Annotated in this window: 20 protein-coding genes and 1 pseudogene; 8 read left to right on the top strand and 13 right to left on the bottom strand. The window is 70.5% G+C overall.

Annotated features, from left to right (window positions below; genetic code table 11):
• Positions 1-255: 255 nt before the first annotated feature.
• The 3 genes from MMF93_RS24660 to MMF93_RS24650 all read right to left on the bottom strand — a co-directional run bounded on the left by MMF93_RS24660 (position 256) and on the right by MMF93_RS24650 (position 4,607).
• Positions 256-1,497, bottom strand: a complete 1,242-nt coding sequence (locus tag MMF93_RS24660) for a polyamine ABC transporter substrate-binding protein (RefSeq protein ID WP_242754867.1) — start codon at positions 1,495-1,497, stop codon at positions 256-258.
• Positions 1,498-1,700: 203 nt separating this feature from the next.
• Positions 1,701-3,224 (bottom strand): gamma-aminobutyraldehyde dehydrogenase, encoded by a 1,524-nt coding sequence (locus MMF93_RS24655; RefSeq protein WP_242754865.1) that lies wholly within the window; start codon positions 3,222-3,224, stop codon positions 1,701-1,703.
• 651 nt (positions 3,225-3,875) lie between these two features.
• The gene (locus MMF93_RS24650) at positions 3,876-4,607 is read right to left on the bottom strand and encodes a DUF4190 domain-containing protein (RefSeq protein ID WP_242754862.1); all 732 of its coding nucleotides are present in this window, start codon (positions 4,605-4,607) and stop codon (positions 3,876-3,878) included.
• 180 nt (positions 4,608-4,787) lie between these two features.
• Between MMF93_RS24650 and MMF93_RS24645 the strand changes: the two genes are divergently transcribed.
• The 3 genes from MMF93_RS24645 to MMF93_RS24635 all read left to right on the top strand — a co-directional run bounded on the left by MMF93_RS24645 (position 4,788) and on the right by MMF93_RS24635 (position 6,973).
• Entirely contained in the window at positions 4,788-5,825 is a 1,038-nt protein-coding gene (locus MMF93_RS24645) for an adenosine deaminase (protein ID WP_242754860.1), read from the top strand.
• A 23-nt stretch (positions 5,826-5,848) separates the two neighbouring features.
• Positions 5,849-6,547, top strand: a complete 699-nt coding sequence (locus MMF93_RS24640; RefSeq protein WP_242754858.1) for a glycerophosphodiester phosphodiesterase — start codon at positions 5,849-5,851, stop codon at positions 6,545-6,547.
• Between the two features lie 72 nt (positions 6,548-6,619).
• A complete protein-coding gene (locus MMF93_RS24635) occupies positions 6,620-6,973 on the top strand; it encodes a zinc-ribbon domain-containing protein (protein ID WP_242754856.1) in 354 nt (117 codons plus the stop codon).
• A gap of 148 nt (positions 6,974-7,121) precedes the next feature.
• Here MMF93_RS24635 and MMF93_RS24630 read toward each other — a convergent pair whose 3' ends face one another.
• Positions 7,122-8,555: a gamma-aminobutyraldehyde dehydrogenase gene (locus MMF93_RS24630; RefSeq protein WP_242754855.1), complete on the bottom strand. Its 1,434-nt coding sequence runs from the start codon at positions 8,553-8,555 to the stop codon at positions 7,122-7,124.
• Positions 8,556-8,726: 171 nt separating this feature from the next.
• Between MMF93_RS24630 and MMF93_RS24625 the strand changes: the two genes are divergently transcribed.
• From MMF93_RS24625 to MMF93_RS24610, 4 genes are all read left to right on the top strand, one after another.
• Complete coding sequence (locus MMF93_RS24625; RefSeq protein WP_181856413.1) at positions 8,727-9,215, top strand: Lrp/AsnC family transcriptional regulator; 489 nt, start codon at positions 8,727-8,729, stop codon at positions 9,213-9,215.
• Positions 9,200-10,606 carry an aspartate aminotransferase family protein gene (locus MMF93_RS24620; RefSeq protein WP_242754854.1) on the top strand — a complete coding sequence of 469 codons (1,407 nt, stop codon included), beginning with the start codon at positions 9,200-9,202 and terminating at the stop codon, positions 10,604-10,606. Before MMF93_RS24625 ends, MMF93_RS24620 begins: the two co-directional genes overlap by 16 nt.
• Before the next feature lie 131 nt (positions 10,607-10,737).
• Positions 10,738-11,514: an ABC transporter ATP-binding protein gene (locus tag MMF93_RS24615; RefSeq protein WP_242754853.1), complete on the top strand. Its 777-nt coding sequence runs from the start codon at positions 10,738-10,740 to the stop codon at positions 11,512-11,514.
• On the top strand, positions 11,496-12,689 hold the full coding sequence (locus MMF93_RS24610) for a hypothetical protein (RefSeq protein ID WP_242754852.1): 1,194 nt from the start codon (positions 11,496-11,498) through the stop codon (positions 12,687-12,689). The genes MMF93_RS24615 and MMF93_RS24610 overlap by 19 nt, the downstream gene beginning before the upstream one ends.
• A gap of 122 nt (positions 12,690-12,811) precedes the next feature.
• Here MMF93_RS24610 and MMF93_RS24605 read toward each other — a convergent pair whose 3' ends face one another.
• From MMF93_RS24605 to rpsB, 9 genes are all read right to left on the bottom strand, one after another.
• Complete coding sequence (locus MMF93_RS24605) at positions 12,812-13,999, bottom strand: ABC transporter ATP-binding protein (RefSeq protein WP_242754851.1); 1,188 nt, start codon at positions 13,997-13,999, stop codon at positions 12,812-12,814.
• Positions 14,000-15,634: an ABC transporter permease gene (locus MMF93_RS24600; RefSeq protein WP_242757752.1), complete on the bottom strand. Its 1,635-nt coding sequence runs from the start codon at positions 15,632-15,634 to the stop codon at positions 14,000-14,002.
• A 56-nt stretch (positions 15,635-15,690) separates the two neighbouring features.
• A complete protein-coding gene (locus MMF93_RS24595) occupies positions 15,691-16,767 on the bottom strand; it encodes a thiamine ABC transporter substrate-binding protein (protein ID WP_242754849.1) in 1,077 nt (358 codons plus the stop codon).
• 250 nt (positions 16,768-17,017) lie between these two features.
• The gene (gene rlmN, locus MMF93_RS24590) at positions 17,018-18,124 is read right to left on the bottom strand and encodes a dual-specificity RNA methyltransferase RlmN (protein WP_242754847.1); all 1,107 of its coding nucleotides are present in this window, start codon (positions 18,122-18,124) and stop codon (positions 17,018-17,020) included.
• 37 nt (positions 18,125-18,161) lie between these two features.
• Positions 18,162-19,370, bottom strand: a complete 1,209-nt coding sequence (locus MMF93_RS24585) for a phosphatidate cytidylyltransferase (protein WP_242754845.1) — start codon at positions 19,368-19,370, stop codon at positions 18,162-18,164.
• Between the two features lie 40 nt (positions 19,371-19,410).
• Entirely contained in the window at positions 19,411-19,968 is a 558-nt protein-coding gene (frr, locus tag MMF93_RS24580; RefSeq protein ID WP_114024160.1) for a ribosome recycling factor, read from the bottom strand.
• Positions 19,969-20,278: 310 nt separating this feature from the next.
• Complete coding sequence (gene pyrH, locus MMF93_RS24575; RefSeq protein WP_242754843.1) at positions 20,279-21,034, bottom strand: UMP kinase; 756 nt, start codon at positions 21,032-21,034, stop codon at positions 20,279-20,281.
• A 196-nt stretch (positions 21,035-21,230) separates the two neighbouring features.
• Complete coding sequence (gene tsf, locus MMF93_RS24570; RefSeq protein WP_242754841.1) at positions 21,231-22,067, bottom strand: translation elongation factor Ts; 837 nt, start codon at positions 22,065-22,067, stop codon at positions 21,231-21,233.
• Positions 22,068-22,223: 156 nt separating this feature from the next.
• Entirely contained in the window at positions 22,224-23,150 is a 927-nt protein-coding gene (rpsB, locus tag MMF93_RS24565; RefSeq protein ID WP_242754839.1) for a 30S ribosomal protein S2, read from the bottom strand.
• Positions 23,151-23,624: 474 nt separating this feature from the next.
• On the opposite strand from rpsB, the pseudogene MMF93_RS24560 reads away from it, so the two are divergent.
• Positions 23,625-24,404 (top strand): annotated as a pseudogene (locus MMF93_RS24560) (murein hydrolase activator EnvC family protein); the annotation flags it as partial.
• Between the last annotated feature and the right edge of the window lie 312 nt (positions 24,405-24,716).

The following is a 24,716-nucleotide window of genomic DNA, read 5'->3' as shown; positions in this document are numbered from 1 at the left end:
GCGGGCCGATGGACCTTCCGCGGCGAACGGAAAGGTCAGAACCCGGCCCGGGCGACTGCCCGACGGACGGAGGTGGAGACTTGGGCGCGTGCGCTGCGGAGTCTCTTCTTCAAGCGGAGTCTCTTCTTCGAGCGGAGGCGCTTCGTGGGGCGGAGGCACGCCCGGCGACGGAGGTGCTCTGTGAACCGAAAGTGACTTCCGGGAGCTTTCTGCCAGCGGAGGGGACCTCGGGCGTCGGGTCCGGTCCCGGCAGGCTCAGGCCCCGATGAGCTTGGAGAACTTCTCCTCGTACCGTGCCTCTTCCTTGGCGCTCATCGGGCGGAAGTTCTTGCCCTTGGCGATCATGTCCTGGTCGGGGAAGACGAGCGGGTCGTCCGCCAGCTCCTCGTCGATCTTCTCCATCTCGGCCTTGGCCCCGGTGACCGGGCAGATGTAGTTGACCCACGCGGCCAGCTGAGCGGCCACGTCGGGCCGGTAGTAGTAGTCGATCAGCGCTTCGGCGTTGCTCTGGTGGCGTGCCTTGGCGGGGACGAGCAGGTCGTCGGTGCCGAACAGATAGCCGCGGTCGGGCACCGCGAAGGCGATGTCGTCGTTGTCCATCCGCAGTTGCACGATGTCGCCGGCCCAGGCCAGGCAGGCGGCGATGTCGCCGGAGTTCAGCTCGTCCAGGTAGTCGTTGCCGCTGAAGCGGCGCAGCTGTTTGCGGTCCACGGCCTTCTGGATGCGGGCGATCGCCGCGTCGAACTGGTCCTCGGTGAAGTGCTCGGAGTCGGCCCCCATGTCGAGCATGGTGAGACCGACGGTGTCGGTCATCTCCGTCAGCATCGATATCCGGCCTTTGAGAGCGTCGTCCTCCAGCAGCTGCGTGACGCTGGTGATCTTTTTGCCCTTGGTGGCCTTCTTGTTGTAGGCCACGATGCAGGCGGTCCCCGCCCAGGGGTAGCTGTACTGCCGCCCGGGGTCGTGTGCGGCCGCGCGGAACCGGTCCTCCAGGTTGGTGACCGCGTGCGTCATGTTCGCCGGGTCGAGCCGCTGCACGTAGCCCTGCCTGATGAGGCGGCCCGCCATCCAGTCGGAGAGGCAGATCAGGTCGCGTCCGGTGCTCTGGCCTGCCGCGAGCTGCGGCTTGATCTTTCCGTAGAACTCATTGTTGTCGTTGATGTCCTCGACGTACTTGACCTTGATGCCGGACTCGCGCGCGAAGCGGTCGAGCGTGGGGTGCTTCTTCTTGTTCCTCTCGTCGACGTCGACGTAGAGCGGCCAGTTCGCGAAGTTGAGGACCTTCTCTTTCTTGGAGTAGTCGGGGGGCTCCTCGGCTCCTTCACCGCCCTTGCTCCCTGCGGCGGGCGGAATGCCGCAGGCGACCAGGGTCGATCCGGCGGCGGCGAGGGAGGCGGCCCGCAGCAGTCTGCGCCGCGACATGGCGGCGCGGCCGCTGGTCAGACCGCGCTCCCACGCCTTGGCAACGGGCTCCGGCAGGCCTTCGTACAGGTCCATGGGGGGACCGCCTTCCTGAAGGAGGGAGGGGAAGGGGGTGAAGGATGAGGTGGGTGAGTAGGTGGGTGGGTGAGTAGGTGGGTGGGTGAGGGAGGGTAGGGGGAAGGGGGGACGGGGGGTGACCGGACTGGGTGCTGGGTCGCCAGGGGCGGCCTCCCCGCTCAGCGGTGGCGCACCGCGGCCAGGCGGTGGCGCACCGCGGCTCAGCGGTCGCCGAAGACCGTGCGGTGCCAGTCCTTGCGCACGAGGCCCGTCGTCTCCGACATGACGTGCTTGATCTGGGTGTACTCCTCGAAGGAGTAGGCGGACATGTCCTTGCCGTGCCCGGAGGCCTTGTATCCGCCGTGCGGCATCTCGCTGATGATCGGGATGTGGTCGTTGAGCCACACGCACCCGGCCTGGATCTCGCGGGCGGCGCGTCCGGTACGGAAGACCGAGCGGCTCCAGGCGGAGGCGGCCAGTCCGTAGGGGGTGTCGTTGGCCAGCGCGATGCCCTCGTCGTCGGTGTCGAACGGGAGGACGACGAGAACCGGGCCGAAGATCTCCTGCTGTACGACCTCGCTGTCCTGCGGGGCCGAGGTCAGGAGTGTCGGCCGGTAGTAAGCGCCCTTGGCGAGTTCTCCGCCGGGGGCCTGGCCGCCGGTGACGACGGTGGCGTAGGCCCGCGCCCGGTCCACGAAGCCGGCGACCCGGTCGCGCTGCGCGTGCGAGATCAGCGGACCGAGGTCCGTGTCCTGGGCGAACGGATCACCGACACGCACGCCGCTCATCAGGTCGGCGACGGCGCTGACGAACGCGTCGTAGAGCGGACGCTGCACATAGGCGCGGGTCGCGGCAGTGCAGTCCTGGCCTGTGTTGATCAACGCACCCGCGACGGCCCCGTGGGCTGCGGCTTCCACGTCCGCGTCGTCGAACACCAGGAAGGGCGCCTTGCCGCCCAGTTCGAGATGCAGACGCTTGGCGGGCCGCGAAGCCGTGGTGGCGATCTCGGCGACCCTGCGGCCGACGGCGGTGGATCCGGTGAAGGAGGTCATCGCGACGTCGGGGTGGGCGACCAGCGCCTCGCCCGCGTCGTGGCCCGCGCCGGTCACGATGTTGATGACCCCGTCGGGGATGCCTGCCTCCGTCGCGGCCTGCGCGAACATCAGGGAGGTGAGAGGGGTCAGTTCGGAGGGCTTGAGCACGATGGTGTTGCCCGCGGCCACAGCCGGCAGGACCTTCCAGGCGGCCATCTGGAGCGGATAGTTCCACGGAGCGATGGAGCCGATGACACCGAGCGGCTCGCGGCGAATGGCCGAGGTGTGCTCGCCGCTGTACTCGGCCGCTGCGGCGCCCGCGAGATGACGTGCGGCGCCCGCGAAGAACGCGACGTTGTCGAAGGAGCCGGGAACGTCGAACTCGGCGGACAGCTTGAGGGGCTTCCCGCACTGGCGGGACTCGGCGTACACGAACTCGTCGGTCAGCTCCGCCAGCCGGGCGGCCCAGCGGTGCATGGCGTCGGAACGCTCGGCCGGGGTGGCGCCGGCCCAGCCGGGGAAGGCCTCGCGAGCGGCGCGGACCGCGGCGTCGACGTCGGCCGGTCCGGCGAGTGCGAACGTGTGGACGTCCTCTCCCGTAGCCGGGTCGACGATCGTCTGCGAGCGACCCGAGGTGCCGGAGCAGAGCCGTCCGGCCACGTACTGGGCGCCCGCGGCGAACCGTTCGGACACATCGAAGCGCTGCACCATCGGGACTCCTGACCACTACGGCGTGCGACGTATTGCGGTGGTCCCACGGCACGGCTCGCGTCGTCCGTCGACCCGCGTCCCACTGACGCCGGACCGTGGCCCAGACCACTGTTGGCAGCCGATCCTGGCAGGGGTTCGGCCATCCAACAAGGGATTCCGTACTCATCTTTTGATTACGCCACGGAATCTGAACTCTGTTGTCTGTTCCGTCCGGCGATCGGCACCCCTGGGCACCCCCTGCCCGCAAGGCCTCGCGAGACGGTGAGACGCCGAGACGCCGAGACGGCGGGGCCGAGCCCGCCAGGCCGTGTGAACGCGACAGACCGCGTGAACGTCCGGTGGACGCACCGGGGAGCGACGTGACACGACGACAGCTCAGGACCCGCCCACCACAGGCACCCGCCCCGACGCGCGGCGCCCCGCGCCCGCGCCCCGCGCCCCGCGCCCCGCACCCCGCGCCCGACCGGGAAAACCGGATCCACCCGCTCCTGGCACGAACAAGCACCTGTCCGGACAGAAACGGTGCTCCCTCCGGAGCGCAAACGCGGCTCCCTGCGGACGGGAAGAGGACGCCATCGGGCCCACCCTCAAAGAGTCTGCTCGGTCGCCCCCCCAGCGGAGGGGGTCAGCAGTCTTGCCGCACCGGCCGGATCACCCGCCGAGCGAGAGCGCCACAGGCGCGGCGCCCGCGCCCCTGGCGTCGTAGGAGTCGCCGCTGCCGCCCGGGCCCGAGTCGCCGCCGCCGGTCTCGTCGGCCCAGACCGTCAAAGAGAGCACCAGAAGCACGCTGACGATCACCGAAAGAGCGAGGCTGACGATGCCCAGCACGAACCCGGCCGTCGCCTGCGCCCGGCCGCCCAGCTCTCCCCTGCGCACTGCCCGACGGGCGCTGAACCCCAGGAGGAGCGCCACGGTGGAGGAGATCACGCTGAGGAAGCTGCCCCAGCAGGTGATGATCAGCACGGCGCTGACGATGCCGACCACCATGGCCGCGATCGACTTGCCGGCCGGCAGGGGCGGTCCCTGCCATCCGTACCCGTAGGGGGCGTACGCGGCCGCACCGTGACCGCCGTAGCCACCCTGCGCGCCGTACCCCGTTCCTCCGCCGTACGCGCCGGCCGTGGGGTGTCCCGGGGGCGCCGGGTATCCGGAAGGTGTGCCGCCGTACGCGTGCGGCGCTTCCCCTCCGGCGTTCCCGCTCTGCCCTCCGTACGGGGGACCCCCTCCGTACGGGGCGCCAGCGGCCGTGCCGTACGTGCGGCCGGGGCCGTCCGGGGCCAGCGGTATCGGGGGCGGTTGGTCGCTCTCCTGGTTCTTGCCGCCGCTTCCGCCCGGCTGACGCGGCGCTCCGGAAGGCGGCGGTTGTCCCACCCCGTGGCCCATCGTGCCCCCTCTCGTGCCCTCCCCTTGTGCGGCTTCCATGCTATGCCGCGGCTGGGTCAGGGATCACTGGCGCTCCCCGCGTATCCGCACGTACGTTCTGCCGCCTGATCGGCTCTGGGGCCCCACGGCCGCGTGGCGGCGCCTACGATGATCCGGTCCCTCAAGAGCTGGAGGCACCTGTTGTCCGATTCTTCCGACCTGACCGCCTTCATCGCGGGCCTGCCCAAGGCCGAGCTGCACGTCCACCACGTCGGTTCCGCCTCACCCCGTATCGTCGCCGAACTCGCGGCGCGGCACCCCGAAGCGGGCGTACCGGCCGATCCTGAAGCGCTCGCGGAGTACTTCACCTTCACCGACTTCGCCCACTTCATCAAGGTGTACCTCGCCGTGGTGAGCCTCATCAGGGACGCGGAGGACGTGCGGCTGCTCACCTACGAGATCGCGCGCGACATGGCGCGCCAGTCGATCCGCTACGCGGAGCTGACCGTCACGCCCTACAGCTCCGTCAGCCGCGGCATTCCGGACGGTGCTTTCCTGGAGGCGATCGAGGACGCCCGCCGGTCGGCGGAGCGCGAACTCGGCGTGGTGCTGCGCTGGACCTTCGACATCCCCGGTGAGGCCGGGCTGGAGTCGGCGGAGGAGACCGCCCGGATCGCCACCGAGATGACCCCCGAGGGGCTGATCTCCTTCGGTCTCGGTGGCCCGGAGATCGGTGTTCCCAGGCCGCAGTTCAAGCCGTACTTCGACCGCGCGCTGGCCGTCGGGCTGCACAGCGTGCCGCACGCGGGCGAGACGACGGGCCCCGAGACGATCTGGGACGCGCTGACCTCACTGCGCGCCGAGCGCATCGGGCACGGCACGAGCGCGGTACGGGATCCCCGGCTGCTGGAGCACCTGGCGGAGAACCGGATCCCGCTGGAGGTGTGCCCCACCTCCAACATCGCGACCCGCGCCGTGGAGTCACTGGAGAACCATCCGCTCGCCGAGATGGTCAAGGCGGGCGTCCTGGTGACGATCAACAGCGACGATCCACCGATGTTCGGTACGGATCTCAACACCGAGTACGGCATCGCGGCACGGCTTCTGGGGCTGGACGCGCCCGGTCTGGCGGCGCTCGCCCGGAACGCGGTCGAGGTGTCCTTCCTCGACACCGCGGGCAAGGCGCGGCTGTGCGAGGAGATCGACACCTACCTGGCCGGCTGGCAGCGTCCGAAGTGACCGTCCCCGATCCGCTGCGCGAAGTGAGCGCTGTCGCACACCGGGGCGCCCCCTTCGCGGCCCGGGAGAACACCCTGCCCTCCTTCCGCGCCGCCGTGGCGGCGGGCGCCGACGCCGTCGAGTTGGACGTACGGCTCACCCGCGACCGCGTCCCTGTGGTGCTGCACGACAGCACACTGACGCGGCTGTGGGGCCATGACGTCGCGGTGGCCGCGCTGACGCGGCAGCGCCTGGCCTCCCTTGCGGCGGGCGTGCCCACCCTTTCCGAGGCGCTGGCCGCCACGCGGGCGGTCCGCACGCTGATCGATCTTCCGGACCCGGCCGCCGTGCCGGCCACTGTCGCGGCTGTGCGCGAGGCGGACGCCGCGGAGCGCGTGTACTACTGCGGCGGCCCGGTGGCGATGCGGCGGGTACGCGCCGCGGACCCCGGCGCTGAGGTGGCGCTCAGCTGGGACCGCGCGGCGCCGGTGCGCCCGACGCTGCTGGAAGAGCTGCGTCCCCGCTGGCTCAACTACGGTTTCGGACTGCTCACCGCCCCGTTGGTGGCCCGGGCGCACGCCGACGGCCGTCTCGTGTCCGCGTGGACGGCCGACCGGGTGCGCACCATGCGCCGCCTCGCGACGATGGGTGTGGACGCGATCGCCACCAACCACATCGAGCGGCTCGTCCACGACCGGGTGAACGCGCCCGTGACGCACGGTTGGAGCAGGGCTGTTACATGAGCGGCTTACGGTGGGCACGACGGAATGGTTGGCTTCCCTCCGACGCCTACGCACTCGGGATCGGAGCCCACCGTGATCATCTTCGGCACCACCAGCAAGCTGGTGCAGCTGGCCATGCTGAACCTGCTCTGCGGCTTCTGCGGCAATCCGGCTGCGCACCCGCTGCGCAAACGGGTCACGAAGTTCTCGCTGTTCTTCATCCCGCTCTTCCCGATCGCACCCGCGAAACACTCGATCCAGTGCACCTTCTGCGGCGCGGGGACGGAGATCTCCAAGGAGTCGGCGGAGCAGATGCTCGCCCACGGTGGCGCGCCCGGCGGCCAGTTCGGATCGCAGGGCGGCAACGGCGTCCCGCAGCAGCCGGGTACCGCGCAGGACGGCAACCCCTTCGCCGCTCAGCAGCCGCAGAACCCGTACCAGTCCTGAGCCGGTGACGAGCCGCAGGCGGCGCGCACGGGGCGCCGCCTGCGGCTGTGGTGCATACGAGGGGCCCGCACCCACCGCGGTGGGTGCGGGCCCCTCGTATGCACCCGTGAGAGCCGGTGTGTGAGCGGGGCTCAGCGGACGGCGTGGCTCACAGCGCGGTCATCACGTGCTTGACCCGCGTGTAGTCCTCCAGTCCGTACATCGACAGGTCCTTGCCGTAGCCGGACTTCTTGAAGCCTCCGTGCGGCATCTCGGCGACGAGCGGGATGTGGGTGTTGATCCACACGCAGCCGAAGTCGAGCGCCTTGGAGAGCCGCATGGCGGTGCCGTGGTTGGTCGTCCACACGGACGACGCCAGCGCGTAGTCGACATCGTTCGCCCACTGGACGGCCTGCGCCTCGTCGGTGAACTTCTGGACGGTGATCACGGGGCCGAAGACCTCGTTCTGGATGATCTCGTCGTCCTGCTTGAGCCCGGAGACCACGGTGGGCGCGTAGAAGAAGCCCTTGTCGCCGACACGCTCGCCGCCCGCCTCCACCTTGGCGTGGGCCGGCAGGCGGTCGATGAAGCCCGCGACCTTCTCCAGGTGGGTGGGGTTGTTCAGTGCGCCGTAGAAGCAGTCCTCGTCGCCGAGGTCGCCCGTCTTGACCTCTGCCGCCGCCTTGGCGAGGGCCTGCACGAACTCCTCGTACACGCCCTCCTGGACGAGCACGCGGGTGGCCGCCGTGCAGTCCTGTCCCGCGTTGAAGAAACCGCCGTCTCTGATGCCCTCCACGGCGGCCGGGATGTCGGCGTCGTCGAAGACGATGCAGGGGGCCTTGCCGCCCAGTTCCAGGTGGACGCGCTTGAGGTCCTTGGCCCCGCTGGCGGCCACCTCCATGCCGGCGCGTACCGAACCGGTGATCGAAGCCATCGCCGGGGTGTCGTGCTCGACGAGCAGGCGCCCCGTGTCGCGGTCGCCGCAGACGATGTTGAAGACCCCCTTGGGCAGGATCTCGCCCATCACCTCGGCCAGGAAGACCGTGGAGGCCGGTGTGGTGTCGGAGGGCTTGAGCACGACGGTGTTGCCCGCGGCCAGCGCCGGGGCGAACTTCCACACGGCCATCATGGCCGGGTAGTTCCACGGCGCGACCTGCGCGCACACGCCGATCGGCTCGCGCCGCACGAAGGAGGTGAGGCCCTCCATGTACTCGCCGGCGGCCTTGCCGTCCAGCATCCGGGCCGCGCCGGCGAAGAACCGGATCTGGTCGAGCATCATCGGCAGCTCCTCCTGCCGGGTCAGCTCCAGCGGCTTGCCGCAGTTCTCGCACTCGGCGGCCAGCAGCTCGTCGGCGCGCGTCTCCAGCGCATCGGCGATCTTGAGGAGCGCCTGCTGGCGGGTGCCGGGCGTGGCGTCGCGCCAGGCCGGGAAGGCGGCCTCGGCGGCAGCCATCGCGGCGTCGACGTCGGCGGCGCCGGACAGCGGCGCCGTCGCGTACGCCTCACCCGTCGCCGGGTTGACCACCTCGGTGGTCCGGCCGTCAGCGGCGTCCCTGAACTCTCCGTCGATGTAGTTGCGCAGTCGACGCAGCTCGGTGGTCACTTCGCACCCCTCCTGCTCCGTTGTCCATTGGGTGAGACTGCCAGCCTAACCGGCTGACCAACGTTTTCGATACACCTGACCTCATCGAACGACGGATTCAGTTTTCACTCGCGTCGAACGCTGCGGATTACATCGCTCACGGGTTGCGGGACGGAGGAGGTCTCATGCACAGTGGCACCTGTGGCTCGCGACTCGAAGAAGACAGGCGGCTCCTCCTCCCTGGATGCCGTGTCCCTGGCGATCATCGAACAGCTCCAGGAGGACGGACGGCGTCCGTACGCCGCCATCGGCAAGGCCGTAGGCCTGTCCGAGGCGGCCGTGCGGCAGCGCGTCCAGAAGCTCCAGGAGCAGGGCGTCATGCAGATCGTCGCCGTGACGGATCCGCTGACCGTCGGCTTCATGCGCCAGGCGATGCTCGGCATCACGGTCGACGGTGACGTCGAACCGGTCGCCGACGCGCTCGCGCAGATCGACGAGGTCGACTACGTCGTGATCGCGGCGGGCTCGTACGACCTGCTGGTCGAGATCGTGTGCCACGACGATGACCATCTCCTCGAGCTGATCAACAAACGCATCCGGACCATGCCGGGCGTGCGCTCCACGGAGAGCTTCGTCTACCTCAAGCTGCGCAAGCAGACCTACACATGGGGAACGCGATAAAAGTGAGCAAGGACAGTCAGGCCGACCAGGGGAACAAGGACCTCTCCCGCACCGCGCACGACCACCTGTGGATGCACTTCACCCGCATGTCGTCGTACAGGGACGCACCGGTGCCGACCATCGCCCGCGGTGAGGGCGTCTACATCTACGACACCGACGGCAAGCGCTACCTCGACGGCCTGGCGGGCCTGTTCGTCGTCCAGGCGGGGCACGGCCGCGCCGAGCTGGCAGAGGCGGCCAACAAGCAGGCGCAGGACCTGGCCTTCTTCCCCATCTGGTCCTACGCGCACCCCAAGGCCGTCGAGCTGGCCGAACGGCTGGCCCACTACGCGCCGGGCGACCTGAACAAGGTCTTCTTCACCACCGGCGGCGGCGAGGCCGTCGAGACGGCCTGGAAGCTGGCCAAGCAGTACCACAAGCTGACCGGCAACCCGATGAAGCACAAGGTCATCTCGCGGGCCGTCGCCTACCACGGCACGCCGCAGGGCGCCCTGTCCATCACCGGTCTGCCGGCGCTCAAGGCGCCCTTCGAGCCGCTGGTCCCCGGCGCGCACAAGGTGCCGAACACCAACATCTACCGCGCCCCGCTCCACGGCGACGACCCGGAGGCCTTCGGCCGCTGGGCCGCCGACCAGATCGAGCAGCAGATCCTCTTCGAGGGCCCGGAGACCGTCGCCGCGGTCTTCCTGGAGCCGGTGCAGAACGCGGGTGGCTGCTTCCCGCCGCCGCCCGGCTACTTCCAGCGGGTCCGCGAGATCTGCGACCAGTACGACGTGCTGCTCGTCTCGGACGAGGTCATCTGCGCCTTCGGCCGGCTGGGCACGATGTTCGCCTGCGACAAGTTCGGGTACGTGCCCGACATCATCACCTGCGCCAAGGGCATGACCTCCGGCTACTCCCCGATAGGCGCCGCGATCATCTCCGACCGCCTCGCCGAGCCGTTCTACCAGGGCGACAACACCTTCCTGCACGGCTACACCTTCGGCGGCCACCCGGTCTCCTCGGCCGTCGCCCTGGCCAACATCGACATCTTCGAGCGCGAGGGCCTCAACCAGCACGTGCTCGACAACGAGGCGACGTTCTTCCAGACGCTGCAGAAGCTGCACGACCTGCCCATCATCGGCGACGTGCGCGGCAACGGTTTCTTCTACGGCATCGAACTCGTCAAGGACAAGGCCACCAAGGAGACGTTCACGGACGAGGAGTCCGAGCGGGTGCTCTACGGCTTCCTGTCCAAGGCACTGTTCGAGAACGGCCTCTACTGCCGCGCCGACGACCGGGGTGACCCGGTCATCCAGCTGGCACCGCCGCTGATCTCCGACCAGAAGGTCTTCGACGAGGCCGAACAGATCCTGCGGACCGTGCTGACGGAGGCGTGGACGAAGCTGTAAACCGCCTCCTGCCGCTCCTCGCGTCAGTCCGTACGAGGGCGGGGGCATCGGTTTTAGTGACCGATGCCCCCGCCTCTCGTTTCACCCTCCAGAGGGAATGAAGGATCGCGATGTTGAGTGGAGGTGCCCGCATGGCCGCCCCGCCGGACGACGTGCTCTGGGCCCGCGGACTGCACTACGCCTACGACGGTTCACCCGCCCTGCAGGGTGTCTCCTTCGGCATCCGGGAGGGAGAGGTCGTCGCCGTCAGCGGCCCTCGGGGCAGCGGAAAAACCACTCTGCTGCGCTGTCTGTCCGGACAGACGCTTCCGGAAGCGGGCGAGGTCTGGTTCAACAGCTCCCCCGTGCACACACTCGGCCGCGCGGCCCGCGAACGGCTGCGGCTGCACCGGTTCGGCTGGATCGACAGCAGCCCCCACCTCGCCGCCGAGCTGACCGCCTGGGAGAACGCGGCTCTCCCCCTCCTGCTGCACGGCACCGGCTACCGCGCCGCCCGCAAGCAGGCCTGCGCGTGGCTGGACCGGCTGGACGTGGGCGACTGCGCCCGCAAACGACCGGCCGCGCTGCGGCAGGCAGAGCGGCAGCGCGTCGCCGTCGCGCGCGCCCTCGTCCACTCCCCCGCCGTGCTCTTCGCCGACGAGCCCACCGCACCGCTCCACCGCACGGACCGCGCCCAGGTCCTGCGCACGCTCAGCGCGGCCGCCCGCTCGCACGGCATCACCGTCGTGCTCGCCACCCACGACCTCACGCTCACCCCGACGGCACGGACCGCCGATGAGACCGGCGCCGCCCTCGCCGACCGCGTCTTCACCCTGGCGGACGGACGGCGCTCCCGCACCCCTCCCGCCGAGGACCTGCCGGCCCCTGCGAGACCGGAGGGCGCGGCGGCATGCTCACTCTCCGTCTGACGCTGTGGGCATCACCCCTGGCACTGCTGCTGAGACTGCTGCTCGTGTGCGCGTCAGCAGGCGTCGGCCTCCTCCTGCTCAACGCCCTCTCCTACGCCGTGCAGCGCCCCTCCCACCCCACGGCCGCCCTGCCGGGGCTGCTGTGGTGCCTGATTCCCCTCGCGGTCACCGCCCACCTCGCGGCCGCCCTCGTGGAGGCCGAGCCCAGCGCTCCCCTGCGCTCAGGGCTGGACGCGGCGGGGCTGGGCCCCGTGCGGCTCCCGCTGCTGCTCGCCCGCATGTCAGCGCTCCCCTGCGCGGTGGGCGGTGGGCTGGCGCTCTTGGCCACGGTGTGGGGGCAAGGCGGCGCCGACGACGGAGCGCCCGCTGTGAGCCTCCCCGGCACCGCCGCCGAACTGCCGCTCGCGCAGGAGGCCCTCCCGCTGCCGGCGGCGGTGACGCTGCTGAGCGCCGTCCCTGTGGTGGCCGCCCTCGCCGCCGCCCGGACGGCCGGATCAGGGACGGCGTCCGCCGGCGCCGCGCCCCGTGACCGCGCGACGAGCGGGCGACGCTCCACCGGAACGGCCGCCCTCGTGGCAGGTCTCGTACTGGCCGCCGCCGGGCTGCTGCTGGCCGCCTCCGCGGTAAGGGCGGCACGGCACTCACCGGAGACCGCCCGTACGGGGTCGCCGGGCGCAGCGGAACTCGCCTCCTCGCCGCTGGCCGCCGGGTGGCTGCTCACGGCGCTCGGACTGGTGCTGGCAGGACCGGCGCTGACCAGCCTGGCCGGACGAGTGCTGACGGCGGGCCGGCCAGGGGCGGTACGGCTGCTGGCGGGGGAAGCACTCGTGCGCGAGTCCGCCCTCGCCGGGCGCCCGTTGGCCGCGCTCGGCATGGTGGGCGCGGCCGCGCTCGTCGTCGTCCGCGCGCGGCTGGCGGAGACGGAGCTGCCCGCTTGGGGGCCTGCGGGGACGCTGGCCGCGGTGCTGGTCGCCTGCTGCCTGGGCGGCGTGGCACTGGCGGCGATGGCCAGGGCACGCCGTTCCAGGGCGCCGCTGGCACTACTTCTCGAACGGCTCGGCGCCTCTCGCGGGACGCGGCGCGCGGTGGCCGCGGTGCGGGTGGCGGTCGTCGCGTCGGTGGTGACGGCGTTGACGCTGGTGGCGGGCCTACTGGCTCCGCTGCCCTCGCACTGACCTTCGGGCCGCGCTGCTTTCGGAACCCACGCGTCAGCATGTGGACTCCAACTCTCCACGTGTACGTGCCTCGTCCCCTGCGCCCGTGCCGCGACGACGCTCTCCGTATGCGCCGGCGCTGGTCACGCGTCCTTGGACACGTCCGCCCTGAACGGTTCGCCTGGAGAGCGACCGGGTCGAGGGCTGCCGTCATCGTTTTCGGCGTCCCTTGCGTCCGTTCGGAGGCTGCTGTCCTCGTCCGTTCCGGAGTCCTCTCCATCCGGTCCGACGCTCCCTTCGTCCGGTCCGGTGAGGGCGACCATCTCTCCTGGGTCGAAGACGGCGCCCACTTCCGCGCCCTCCTCGGGGGCGTCGCGCAGGGTGCAGGCGGCCTCCACGGGCGGCCCGTCGTGTGGGCGCAGCAGCACGGTGACCGTGGACGCGTCCCCGCCACGGAACGTACGCGCCTCCACGGTGCAGCGCAGCCCCTCCTGCGGAGCCCGCAGCCAGACCCCTCCCGGGCGCACGAGCAGTTGGGTGGCGCCCTGCGGAGTGCCCTCGGGGACCGGAAGTTTCCCCCAGGCGGTGTCGGCCGCCTGACCGACCACGGTGGCGGGGACGAGGTTGTCGAAGCCGAGAAAGCGGGCGACGAACGGGGAGGCGGGGCGCTGCCAGACCTCCAGCGGCGTGCCGGTCTGTGCGATACGGCCCTCCCTCATGACCACCACCCGGTCGGCGAGCGCGAAGGCCTCGCCGTGGTCGTGCGTGACGGCGAGCACCGTGGTGCCCAGCCGTTTGAAGAGGGCCCTCAGCTCGACGACGAGCCGCTCGCGCAGCCCGCGGTCGAGCTGCCCGAGCGGCTCGTCCAGCATCAGCACCCGGGGCTCGGGCGCCAGCGCGCGGGCCAGTGCCACGCGCTGCTGCTCGCCGCCGGACAGTGCTGTCACACTGCGCCGTCCCGCCCCGGGCAGCCCGACGAGCTCCAGCAGTTCGGCGACCCTGCGTTCGGTCTCGGCGCGGCCCGTGCGGTGCATGCGCGGTCCGAAGGCGACGTTTCCGGCCACGTCCCGCTGAGGGAAGAGCTGGTGGTCCTGGAACATCAGGCCGACGCCCCGCTTGTGCGGCGGTACGGCGCTCTGGTCGCGCCCGGAGAGCAGTACGCGCCCCTCGTCGGCTCGTTGGAGTCCGGCGACGACGCGCAGGAGGGTGGATTTACCGCTGCCGCTGGGGCCCAGCACGCACACCGTCTCGTGCTCAACGACCTCCAGGTCGACCGCGTCCAGTGCCGTGTGCGTTCCGAACCGTACGGTCACGCCGTCCAGTCGCAGCATTCAGAACTCTCCCTGGCTGTCGGTCCTCACGCGCTCCAGCGCGAAGAGGACGGCCGTGCAGACGAGCATCAGGATGGTGCTCAGGGCCATCGCCTGGCCGTAGTTGGACTCCCCCGCGCGGCCCAGCATCCGGGCCACGGCCACCGGCAGTGTCGGCGTGTCCGGGCGCGCGATGAAGACGGTGGCGCCGAACTCGCCCAGGGAGACCGCGAAAGCGAAGCCCGCCGCCACCAGGAGGGCCCGGCGCACCAGTGGGAAGTCGACCTCCCTCCAGGCACGCAGGGGGGAGGCTCCCAGTACGGCGGCGGCCTCGCGCAGACGGACGTCCACGGCGCGCAGGACGGGCAGCATGGTGCGGATGACGAACGGCACGCCCACCAGTGCCTGTGCCAGGGGCACCAGGATCCACGTCGAGCGCAGATCCAGCGGGGGCTCATCCAGTGCGATCAGGAAACCGAACCCGACGGTGACGGCGGACGTACCCAGCGGCAGCATCAGCAGGGCGTCGAATCCGCGCACCAGTCGGCCGGCGCGGGGAGCGCTGCCGTTCGTGCGGGTGACGGTGAGGGCCGCGGCGGCCAGTCCGCCGACCACCAGGGCGAGGACAGTCGCCACCGCCGCGTACGCGAGGGAGTTGCCGATCGCTTCGACGGGGGCGACGACGAAGGTGGCGCTGTCCGACTCTCCGGCCAGGTCGCGGAAGGAGGAGAGCCCGTATCCGTCCGGCCCGTCGAACGCACGCTGGAGAAGGACGAGCAGCGGCACGACAGTCAGCACGACAATCGTGGCCAGTACGCAGCACAGCACCGTCCACTGGCCGATCCCCGCCGGGCGCCGTGCGGTGTGTTCGGCAGGCAGGAGACGGAGCGCTGTCTCCCGCTTCCGCAGCGACCAGGCGTGCACCGCCAGCAGTGCCGCCACAGCGACGAACTGGAGCAGGGTGAGCACGGCGGCCGTCGGCAGGTCCAGCAGGGAGGCGGTCTGGCGGTAGATCTCCACCTCCAGCGTGGCGAAACGCGGTCCGCCGAGCACCTGGATGACGCCGAAGCTGGTGAAGGTGAACAGGAAGACGATGAGGGCTGCGGCGCCGACGGACGGCGCCAGAGCGGGCAGGGTGATGCGCCGCCAAGCGGTGAACCGTCCCGCGCCCAGCATCCGTGCCGCCTCCTCTTGGCGCGGGTCCAGCTGCGACCAGAAACCGCCGACCGTACGGACGACGACGGCGTAGTTGAGGACCACGTGTGCCAGCAGGATGGCCCACACGCTGGTGTCCAGGCGCAGTCCGAACCACGCGTCGAGGACCCCTCCGCGCCCGGCGAGGGCGAGGATGGCGGAGCCGATGACCACGGTCGGCAGGACGAACGGCACGGTCACCACGGCGCGCAGCAGCCGCTTGCCGGGGAAGTCGAGCCGGGCGAAGACCCAGGCTGCGGGCAGCGCCAGAGCGAGTGTGAGAGCCGTGGAGGCCGCCGCCTGCCACACGGTGAACCACAGCACCTGCAGGGTGCCCGCGTCACCGATCACCTGAGCGATCCGCTCCAGGTGCCACTGACCGCCCGCGCGCAGCCCGCGCCCGACGATGGCGGCGACGGGGTACCCGAAGAAGACGGCGAAGAAGGCCACCGGCACGGCCATCAGCCCGAGCCGCACCGAGGTGCCCCGGCCCCCGGCACGGGTGCGGCCCCGGGGGGCTATTTCACGGCGAGCGAGGTCCACGTCTTGATCCACCGCTCACGGTTCTTGGTGATCTTCTCGGGAGGCAGGGTGGCCGGATCCTCGACGGTCTGGCCGTACTTGGTGAACAGCTCAGGCAACTGTGCGTCCTCACGGACCGGGCTGACGAACATCTGCAGCGGCAGGTCCTCCTGGAACCGCTTGCTGAGCAGGAAGTCGAGCAGGGCCTTGCCGCCCTTGCTGTTCTGCGCCCCGTCGAGCAGCCCGGCGTACTCGGTCTGCCGGAAGCACGTTCCCTTGGCGACGCCCGTGGGCGCCTGCGCGGGCGGATTCTTGTCACCCAGCACCTCGACGGGCGGGCTGGAGGCGTAGGAGACGACGAGAGGCTTGTCGCCCTTGCCCTTGCCGCCGCGTGACCCGGTGAAACGGTCGTTGTAGGCCTGTTCCCAGCCGTCGACGACCTCCACACCGTTGGCCCGCAGCTTCTTCCAGTAGTCCTGCCAGCCCTTCTCGCCGTACTCGGCGACGCTCGCCAGGACGAAAGCCAGACCGGGCGAGGAGGTGGCGGCGTCCTCGGTCACCAGGAGGTCCTTGTAACGGGGCTTGGTCAGATCGTCCAAGGTGCGCGGAGGTTCGAGCTTCTTGTCCGCGAACCAGGAACGGTCGTAGTTGACGCACACCTCGCCGGTGTCGACGGGCGTGACCCGGTGCTTGTCGCGGTCGGCCTGGAGCCGCTCGGGGACCTTGTCCAGCCCCTTGGCCTCGTACGGCGTGAAGACGCCACGGTCGAGGGGACGGGACAGCAGGGTGTTGTCGACGCCGAAGAAGACGTCTCCCTGCGGGTTGCCCTTGTTGAGGACGGCCTGGTTGACGGCGGCTCCGGCGTCACCGCCACGGAGCACCTTGACCTTGTAGCCGGTCTTCTTGGTGAAGTCCCGCAGGACGGACTTGGAGGCGGCGAAGGAGTCATGCGTGACGAGCGTGACCGTTTTGGAGTCCCCGCCGCCCCCCGAGCCGCCGCAAGCGGTGGCGAGAAGGGCGAGGGTGAGGACGGCTGTGGTGGCAGCGGCAGCGCGCCGCACGTGCGTGTTCATCAAGGCATCGACTTCCTACCCGGCATGACCCGGGCGAGGTTCGAGGGTCTGCGGCACGTACGGGACGCACGGCCGCACTCTCAGCGCTGTGAGCGCTCCCCTGTCGGCTGTTCGGTTGTGGGTGCCGCTACCGGCTGGTCGGTGGCGAGCCGGTATCAGCGTGCGTTCGCGTCCGGTGTCGGCCGGCCGACGAGGTGCCGTTCGGGCACACTCCTTCGAACAGTACCAGTCGGGCCCGACCAGGCGGTCGTCAGCGTTCCGTTGCCGCGAGCTGGCCGCACGCCCCGTCGATCTCCTGCCCCCGGGTGTCCCGAACGGTCACCGCTACACCGTGCGAAGCGAGCGTCCGCACGAACTCGGCCTCGTCCTCGGGGCGGGAGGCGGTCCACTTGGATCCGGGCGTCGGATTGAGCGGGATGAGGTTGACGTGCACCCGCTTGCCCTTCAGCAGCCTGCCCAGCAGGTCAGCACGCCAGGCCTGGTCGTTGATGTCCTTGATCAGGGCGTACTCGATGGAGACCCGGCGCCCGGACTTGGCCGCGTACTCCCAGGCCGCGTCCAGCACCTCCCTGACCTTCCAGCGGGTGTTGACGGGCACGAGGGTGTCGCGCAGCTCGTCGTCCGGGGCGTGCAGCGAGACCGCCAGGCGGCACTTGAAGCCCTCGTCGGCGAAACGCAGCATGGCCGGCACCAGGCCCACGGTGGAGACGGTGATACCCCGCTGCGAGATCCCCAGCCCGTCGGGCTCCGGATCGGTCAGCCTGCGGATCGCCCCGACGACCCGCTTGTAGTTCGCGAGCGGCTCGCCCATGCCCATGAAGACGATGTTGGACAGCCGCGCCGGACCACCGGGCACCTCGCCGTCCCGCAGCGCGCGCATCCCGTCGACGATCTGGTGGACGATCTCGGCGGTGGACAGATTGCGGTCCAGCCCGGCCTGGCCTGTCGCGCAGAACGGGCAGTTCATGCCGCAGCCGGCCTGTGAGCTGATGCACATGGTGACCCGGTCCGGATACCGCATCAGCACGGACTCCACCAGCGTCCCGTCATGCAGCTTCCACAGCGTCTTACGGGTCGCGTCGTCGTCGCAGCTGATGTGCCGCACCACGCTCATCAGTTCGGGCAGCAGCTCGGCGGCCAGCTTCTCGCGAGCGGCGGCGGGGATGTCCGTCCACTGCTCGGGACGGTGCTCCAGCCGCGCGAAGTAGTGCTGCGAGAGCTGCTTGGCGCGAAACGGCTTCTCCCCCGCCGCGGCAACGGCATCGCGCCGTTCGGCGGGGCTGAGGTCGGCGAGGTGCCGCGGCGGCCTCTTGGCTCCGCGCGGCGCGACGAACGTGAGTTCTCCGGGTTTAGGCATGACCTTCCCAGTGTCGCAGACCCGCGGCGGTGCTCTCTCAGCCTGCCCCGACGAAGATCACCAGGAGCAGCCAGACGACGGGGGCCGTCGGCAGCAGGGAGTCGAGGCGGTCCATGATGCCGCCGTGTCCCGGCAGCAGGGTGCCCATGTCCTTGATGCCCAGATCGCGCTTGATCATCGACTCGCCCAGGTCGCCCAGGGTGGCGCTGACCGCGACGGCCAGGCCCAGCAGCAGCCCCTGCCACCAGCTGCCGCCGTCGATCAGGAACTGGGTGCACAGCGCCCCCGCCACCATGGCGAACGACACCGCGCCGATCAGGCCCTCCCTGGTCTTCCCCGGGCTGATGCGGGGCGCCAGCTTGTGCCGTCCGAAACGCCAGCCAACAGCGTAGGCACCGGTGTCGCTGACGACGGTGAGGATCAGGAACGTCAGCACCCGCCACGGCCCGTCGTCGGCCGCCAGCATGAGGGCGACGAAGGTGGCGAGGAACGGGACGTAGAAGGCCGCGAAAAGGCCTGCCGTCACATCCCGCAGATAGTCGGCCGGTGGCTGGGCCATGCGCCACACGAGCACCGCGAGAGCCGTGAGGGCCATCGCCACCCAGGCCCCCTCCGCGCCCCGCAGGTACCCGGCGACGGTCATGGCGGCCCCACCCACCACCAGAGGCACCAGAGGGGCGCTGATGTCCTTGCGCTCCTTGAGCCGCGAGGTCAGCTCCCACAGCCCGACCACCACGGCGACGACGATGACGCCCAGGAAGACCGGCTTGTAGAAGAAGAGCGAGGCCAGGATCACCACGCCGAGCCCGAGACCGACCCCTATGGCGGCCCGCAGGTCCCGTCCGGCACGCTTTTTGCCCTCCCCCGCGGCCGGCGCGGGGGTGGCGCCTGTCGGGGCGTCCTGCTGCTCGTGCGGACGGTTCGGCTGCGCGTGCGGACGGTCCTGATCGGGGGAGAGCGCGCCGCCCGTGGAGTCGGCGGGACCGGGGCCTGGGACGCCTGGATGTTCCGGGCGGCCGGAGGGGCCGCCTTTCTCGTCACCGGGGTCCCCGGGGTCGGACACAATGGGCATACGCCGAGTCTGCGACGCGTCACCCCCGACATCGTGCACGGGGACGCTCACGTCGCGCGTGGAGAGGTGACCATCGCCCGGGCGGGGCAGCGCCGACGGGGCGACGGGCCCCTGCTCGCCAGGGCCCCGGTACCCCGCGTGTGGTTGCGGCGCTCCCCAGGATGAGTCGTTCACAGATAGCAGCCTTCGACCTCGGACCTTGAGACTGGGGACCTCAGACTTCGAGCAGCTCGGCCTCCTTGTGCTTGAGCAGCTCGTCCACCTGTGCGACGTACTTGGCCGTGGTGTCGTCGAGTTCCTTCTCGCCCCTGCGGCCTTCGTCCTCGCCGACCTCGCCGTCCTTGACCGCCTTGTCCATGGTCTCCTTCGCCTTGCGCCGCACGCTGCGAATGGAGATCTTGGCGTCCTCGCTCTTGTTCTTCGCGACCTTGATGTACTCCCGGCGCCGCTCCTCGGTCAGCTCGGGGAACGTCACCCGGATGATATGGCCGTCGTTCGAGGGGTTGACGCCCAGGTCCGAGTCGCGGATGGCCTGTTCGACGTTGCGCAGCGAGCTCTTGTCGAACGGAGTCACCACCGCCATCCGGGGCTCCGGAACGGAGAACGACGCCAGCTGGTTGATCGGCGTGAGCGTGCCGTAGTACTCCGCCACGATCTTGTTGAACATCGCCGGGTGCGCACGGCCGGTGCGGATAGCGGCGAAGTCCTCCTTGGCGACGACGACCGCCTTCTCCATCTTTTCCTCGGCTTCGAGGAGGGTCTCTTCGATCACCACGTGCTCCTGGTTCGATGAATGAGCCTGACTGCTTCATCCGGGGCTGTGAGCTGTCGGCCGCCCCGCGGGCCGCCCCGGCCCCCGCAGTGCACTGATTCCTGCACGGTGTCCGACCGGCAGGCTGTTGTCCATCCCCGTACCGGGCCGTTCCCGTACCGCCGTGTTGCCATACCGCGGCGGTGCGAGACCCGTGGCGCGACGCCACAGGCCCGCGTCGCTGTGTGGCCGACACGTTGGGACGCCACCGGCCCGTACGGACCGCACGACGCCCGGCCCACCGACGGGACCGGGCAGGCGGCTGAGCCGGTCAGGCCCGCGTGCCCTGGTTGCTCACCAGGGTGCCGATCTTCTCACCCTTGACCGCGCGGGCGATATTGCCTTCGGCAAGCAGTTCGAAGACGAGGATGGGCAGCTTGTTGTCCCGGCAGAGCGTGATCGCCGTCGCATCGGCGACCTTGAGATCGCGGGTGATGACCTCGCCGTACTCGAGCGCGTCGAATTTCACCGCCGCGGGGTTGCTCCGCGGGTCGGAGTCGTAGACGCCGTCCACGCCGTTCTTGCCCATCAGCATCACCTCGGCGTTGATCTCCAGCGCACGCTGGGCCGCGGTGGTGTCGGTGGAGAAGTACGGCATGCCCATACCGGCGCCGAAGATCACGACCCGGCCCTTCTCCAGGTGCCGGACGGCGCGCAGCGGGATGTAGGGCTCGGCGACCTGTCCCATGGTGATGGCGGTCTGGACGCGCGAGTCGATGCCCTCCTTCTCCAGGAAGTCCTGGAGTGCGAGGCAGTTCATGACCGTGCCCAGCATGCCCATGTAGTCGGAGCGGGCCCGGTCCATACCGCGCTGCTGCAACTCGGCGCCGCGGAAGAAGTTGCCGCCACCGATGACGACGGCGATCTCTGCGCCGTCCCGGCAGACCGAGGCGATCTCCCGTGCCACCTTGTGCACGACGTCGGGGTCGACACCGAGGCCACCGCCCCCGGCGAACGCCTCGCCGGAGAGCTTCAGCAGGAAGCGCCGGCGGCTGTCACTGTCGTTGCCGGTGTCATTGCTAGTCATGGAGATCTCCTCGTGCACATACGAAAGAGGCCACTGCCGTCGGACCCTCGCGGTTCCCTCTGCGGCAATGGCCTCCTCGTCACAACTGCCCTGTGCCCGACCTTATCGGGCCCGTGCCGGTTCCGTGTGCGGTGCCCGGTCTGTACGGGGCACGCGCCGGCGGAACCGGCCTGCGCGATACGTCAGGACCGCGCCCTCAGGCGCCGACGCGGAAGCGGGCGAAGCGCTTCAGCGACACACCGGCCTCCTCCAGGACCTTCTGCACGGACTTCTTGTTGTCCTTGGCGAAGGGCTGGTCGAGGAGGGTGTTCTCCTTGAAGAAGCCGTTGACCCGGCCCTCGATGATCTTCGGCAGAGCCTGCTCGGGCTTGCCCTCCTCGCGGGCGGTCTCCTCGGCGATGCGGCGCTCGTTGGCGACCGTCTCCTCCGGGATGTCCTCGCGGGTCAGGTAGGCCGGGGAGAAGGCGGCGATGTGCTGCGCGACGTCCTTGGCGATGTCGGCGTTCGCCGAGTCCAGCTCGACCAGCACGCCGACCTGCGGGGGCAGGTCCGGGCTCGTGCGGTGCAGGTAGGTGCCGACGAAGGCACCGGAGAACTGCGCGAAGCGGTCCAGCACGATCTTCTCGCCGAGCGTCGCGTTGGCCTCGTCGACGTAGGCCTGGACGGTCTTGCCGGCCTCGATCTCGGAGGCGAGCAGCGCGTCGATGTCGGCCGGGGAGGTGGCCTCGACGTGCTTGGCGATGGACTCGGCGACGGCCACGAACTTGTCACCCTTGGCGACGAAGTCCGTCTCGCACTTCAGCTCGACCAGCACGCCTGCGGTGTTGTCGTCGGCGATGAGGGCGACGACCGCGCCGTTCTCCGCGGTGCGGCTCTCGCGCTTGGCGACGCCCTTCTGGCCCTTGACGCGAAGGACCTCGACGGCCTTGTCGACGCTGCCCTCGGCCTCGTCCAGCGCCTTCTTGCAGTCCATCATGCCGGCGCCGGTCAGCTCCCGGAGCTTCTTGACGTCGGCGGCGGTGTAGTTCGCCATGGTCTGTGAATCTCTTCCCGGAAAGTCGAAAAGTCGATGAGGATGGATGTGATCACGTGAACGCGGCCCAGGTCACGGCTGGACGGCGGGGGCGCCCGGCCCCCGCCGTCTCACCACGAACCCCGAGGGCCCACGCGGTTCACGTGGACCGGTCGGTCAGCCCTGCTCGGCAGCGCCCGCCGGCTGCTCGCCCTCGGCGGCCTGCTCGGCCTCGGCGGCGGGCTGTGCCTCGGCGGCGGCCGGCTGCTCCTCGGCGGGCTTCTCGGCCTCAGCCGCCTCGGCCTCGGCGGCCGGCTTCTCGGCGGCCTTCTCGCCCTCCAGGAGGTCGCGCTCCCACTCGGCGAGCGGCTCACCGGCGGCCTTCTCGCCCTTGCCCTCGGCGGAACCGCCGGACGAACGGGCGATGAGGCCCTCGGCGACCGCGTCGGCGATCACACGGGTCAGCAGGGTGACGGAGCGGATCGCGTCGTCGTTGCCCGGGATCTTGTAGTCGACCTCGTCCGGGTCACAGTTGGTGTCGAGGATCGCGACCACCGGAATGTTGAGCTTGCGCGCCTCACCGACGGCGATGTGCTCCTTCTTGGTGTCCACGATCCAGACGGCGCTGGGGACCTTCTGCATCTCGCGGATGCCGCCGAGGGTCTTCTCCAGCTTCGCCTTCTCACGGGAGAGGACCAGAAGCTCCTTCTTGGTGAGGCCGGAGGCGGCCACGTCCTCGAAGTCGATCTGCTCCAGCTCCTTGAGGCGCTGCAGCCGCTTGTAGACGGTCGAGAAGTTGGTCAGCATGCCGCCGAGCCAGCGCTGGTTCACGTAGGGCATGCCCACGCGGGTGGCCTGCTCGGCGATGGCCTCCTGGGCCTGCTTCTTGGTGCCGACGAACATGATGGAGCCGCCGTGCGCGACGGTCTCCTTGACGAACTCGTAGGCGCGGTCGATGTACGACAGCGACTGGAGCAGGTCGATGATGTAGATGCCGTTGCGCTCGGTGAAGATGAAGCGCTTCATCTTCGGGTTCCAGCGGCGGGTCTGGTGCCCGAAGTGGACGCCGCTCTCCAGCAGCTCCCGCATCGTGACGACGGCCATGGCCGTTCTCCTTGGGTTACTCGGTTGTCGTCAGCGGAGGCGGACGCCTCCGCTTGCCTGACGCCCCTGCGCGCCGCCCTGAGGGGCCGAGTGACGACCGCTCCTGGGACCGAGATGCGCGGCCACCGGGTGAGGGTGGCGGGGCGTGCGAAGTCAGCCCGGTCACCCGGGCCGCATCAGCAGTGTACGGGACCGCGGAGGTGGGCCGCGCCGGGCGGGGGCCGAGAGGGCCCGGGGGCGGAAGGGACAGATGCGGGGGCAGGTGTTGCGAGGTCAGCGGGCCGGCCGTTGACGCCCACGCCGGCTGAGAACGGTGGAAACAGCCGCTCCCGACGGCCCCACCCGCTCACACGGACCCCCGCTCTCACCGTCTCATCCGCTCACACGAGTGACGGAGTTGTCCACAACCTGCCGGTTGTCCACAGATCCAGGTCATGATCCCCGAAGGCCGACGATCCGCGCGACGGTTTCCGCATGACACGGCACAGGCCCCCGGCCGAGGGGGCACGCACCAGCACGCGGCCTGAGCGGTCTGCGCGACCTGCCCGGCGTGAGCGACCTGAGCGGCGTGAGCGACCTGAGCGACCTGAGCGACTGCCGAGCGGAGAGGTACGGGCTGCTCCGATGATCGTCCGGGCCGTCCTCGCCTGCCGGACCGCACTGAGGGCGCGCTCCCGGTTCGCCCCGCTAGGCAGCGGACCGCTGCGGTCCGCGGCCGTCCTCGGCGCGCTGACGCTGGTGTGGCTGGGGACGTGGCCGGCGGTGGGCGCCGCCGCTGCCCCGCCCCGTACGCCGTGGTCCTCCAAGCCTCCCGCACCCGATGTCCACCCCACGCCCGCGGGTGCGGGAGTTCATTCGAAGCCCGCAGACGGCCGGGCCACCGCGCACCGGACCGTCCCCCGGCCTCTCGGCCGTCCCGTCAGCCGTCCCGTCGGCCGGAACTGGCCGGTCGACGGGGTGGACGGCGCCCGGCGGCCACGCGTGGACCGCGGCTGGGACCCGCCGCCCCAACGGTGGGCCCCCGGCCACCGGGGGGTGGATCTCGCGGCCCGCCCGGGCCAACCGGTGCGGGCCGTGGCCGCGGGCAAGGTCTCCTTCGCGGGGAAGGTCGCGGGGAGCGGAGTCGTCTCCATCGAGCTGTCGGGAACGGGCCGGCCACCGCTGCGGACCACCTACCAGTCCGTGCGGCCCTCCGTTCACAAGGGCGACCGGGTGGAGGCCGGCGAGAAGGTCGGGACGGTCGTACGGGGGCAGCACTGTCCCCGTACGTGTCTGCACTGGGGGCTCCTGCGCGGCGACCGCTACCTCGATCCGCTCTCCCTGCTGCCCGCATCCCTGCTGGGCGGCCGATCCCGGCTGCTCCCGATCTTCTCAGTACCGGTCCCCGAAGCGACGACAGGTCGGGAACGGACGTCGGGCAGGGGCATCGCCGCAGCGCACAGAGCCGCGTCTCCAGCCGCCCTCAGCGGCACGGGAGACCTCGCCGCCTGGAGCGCGGCAGGCGCGCTGACCGTCTGCGCGCTCTGGGCCCACCGACAGCTGCGGAGCCGGACCGGACAGCGGGGC

This window comes from Streptomyces tubbatahanensis (assembly GCF_022699385.1).
GTDB classification, from domain to species: Bacteria; Actinomycetota; Actinomycetes; order Streptomycetales; family Streptomycetaceae; genus Streptomyces; species Streptomyces diacarni.
This window is presented reverse-complemented; position numbering and strand designations above follow the sequence as displayed.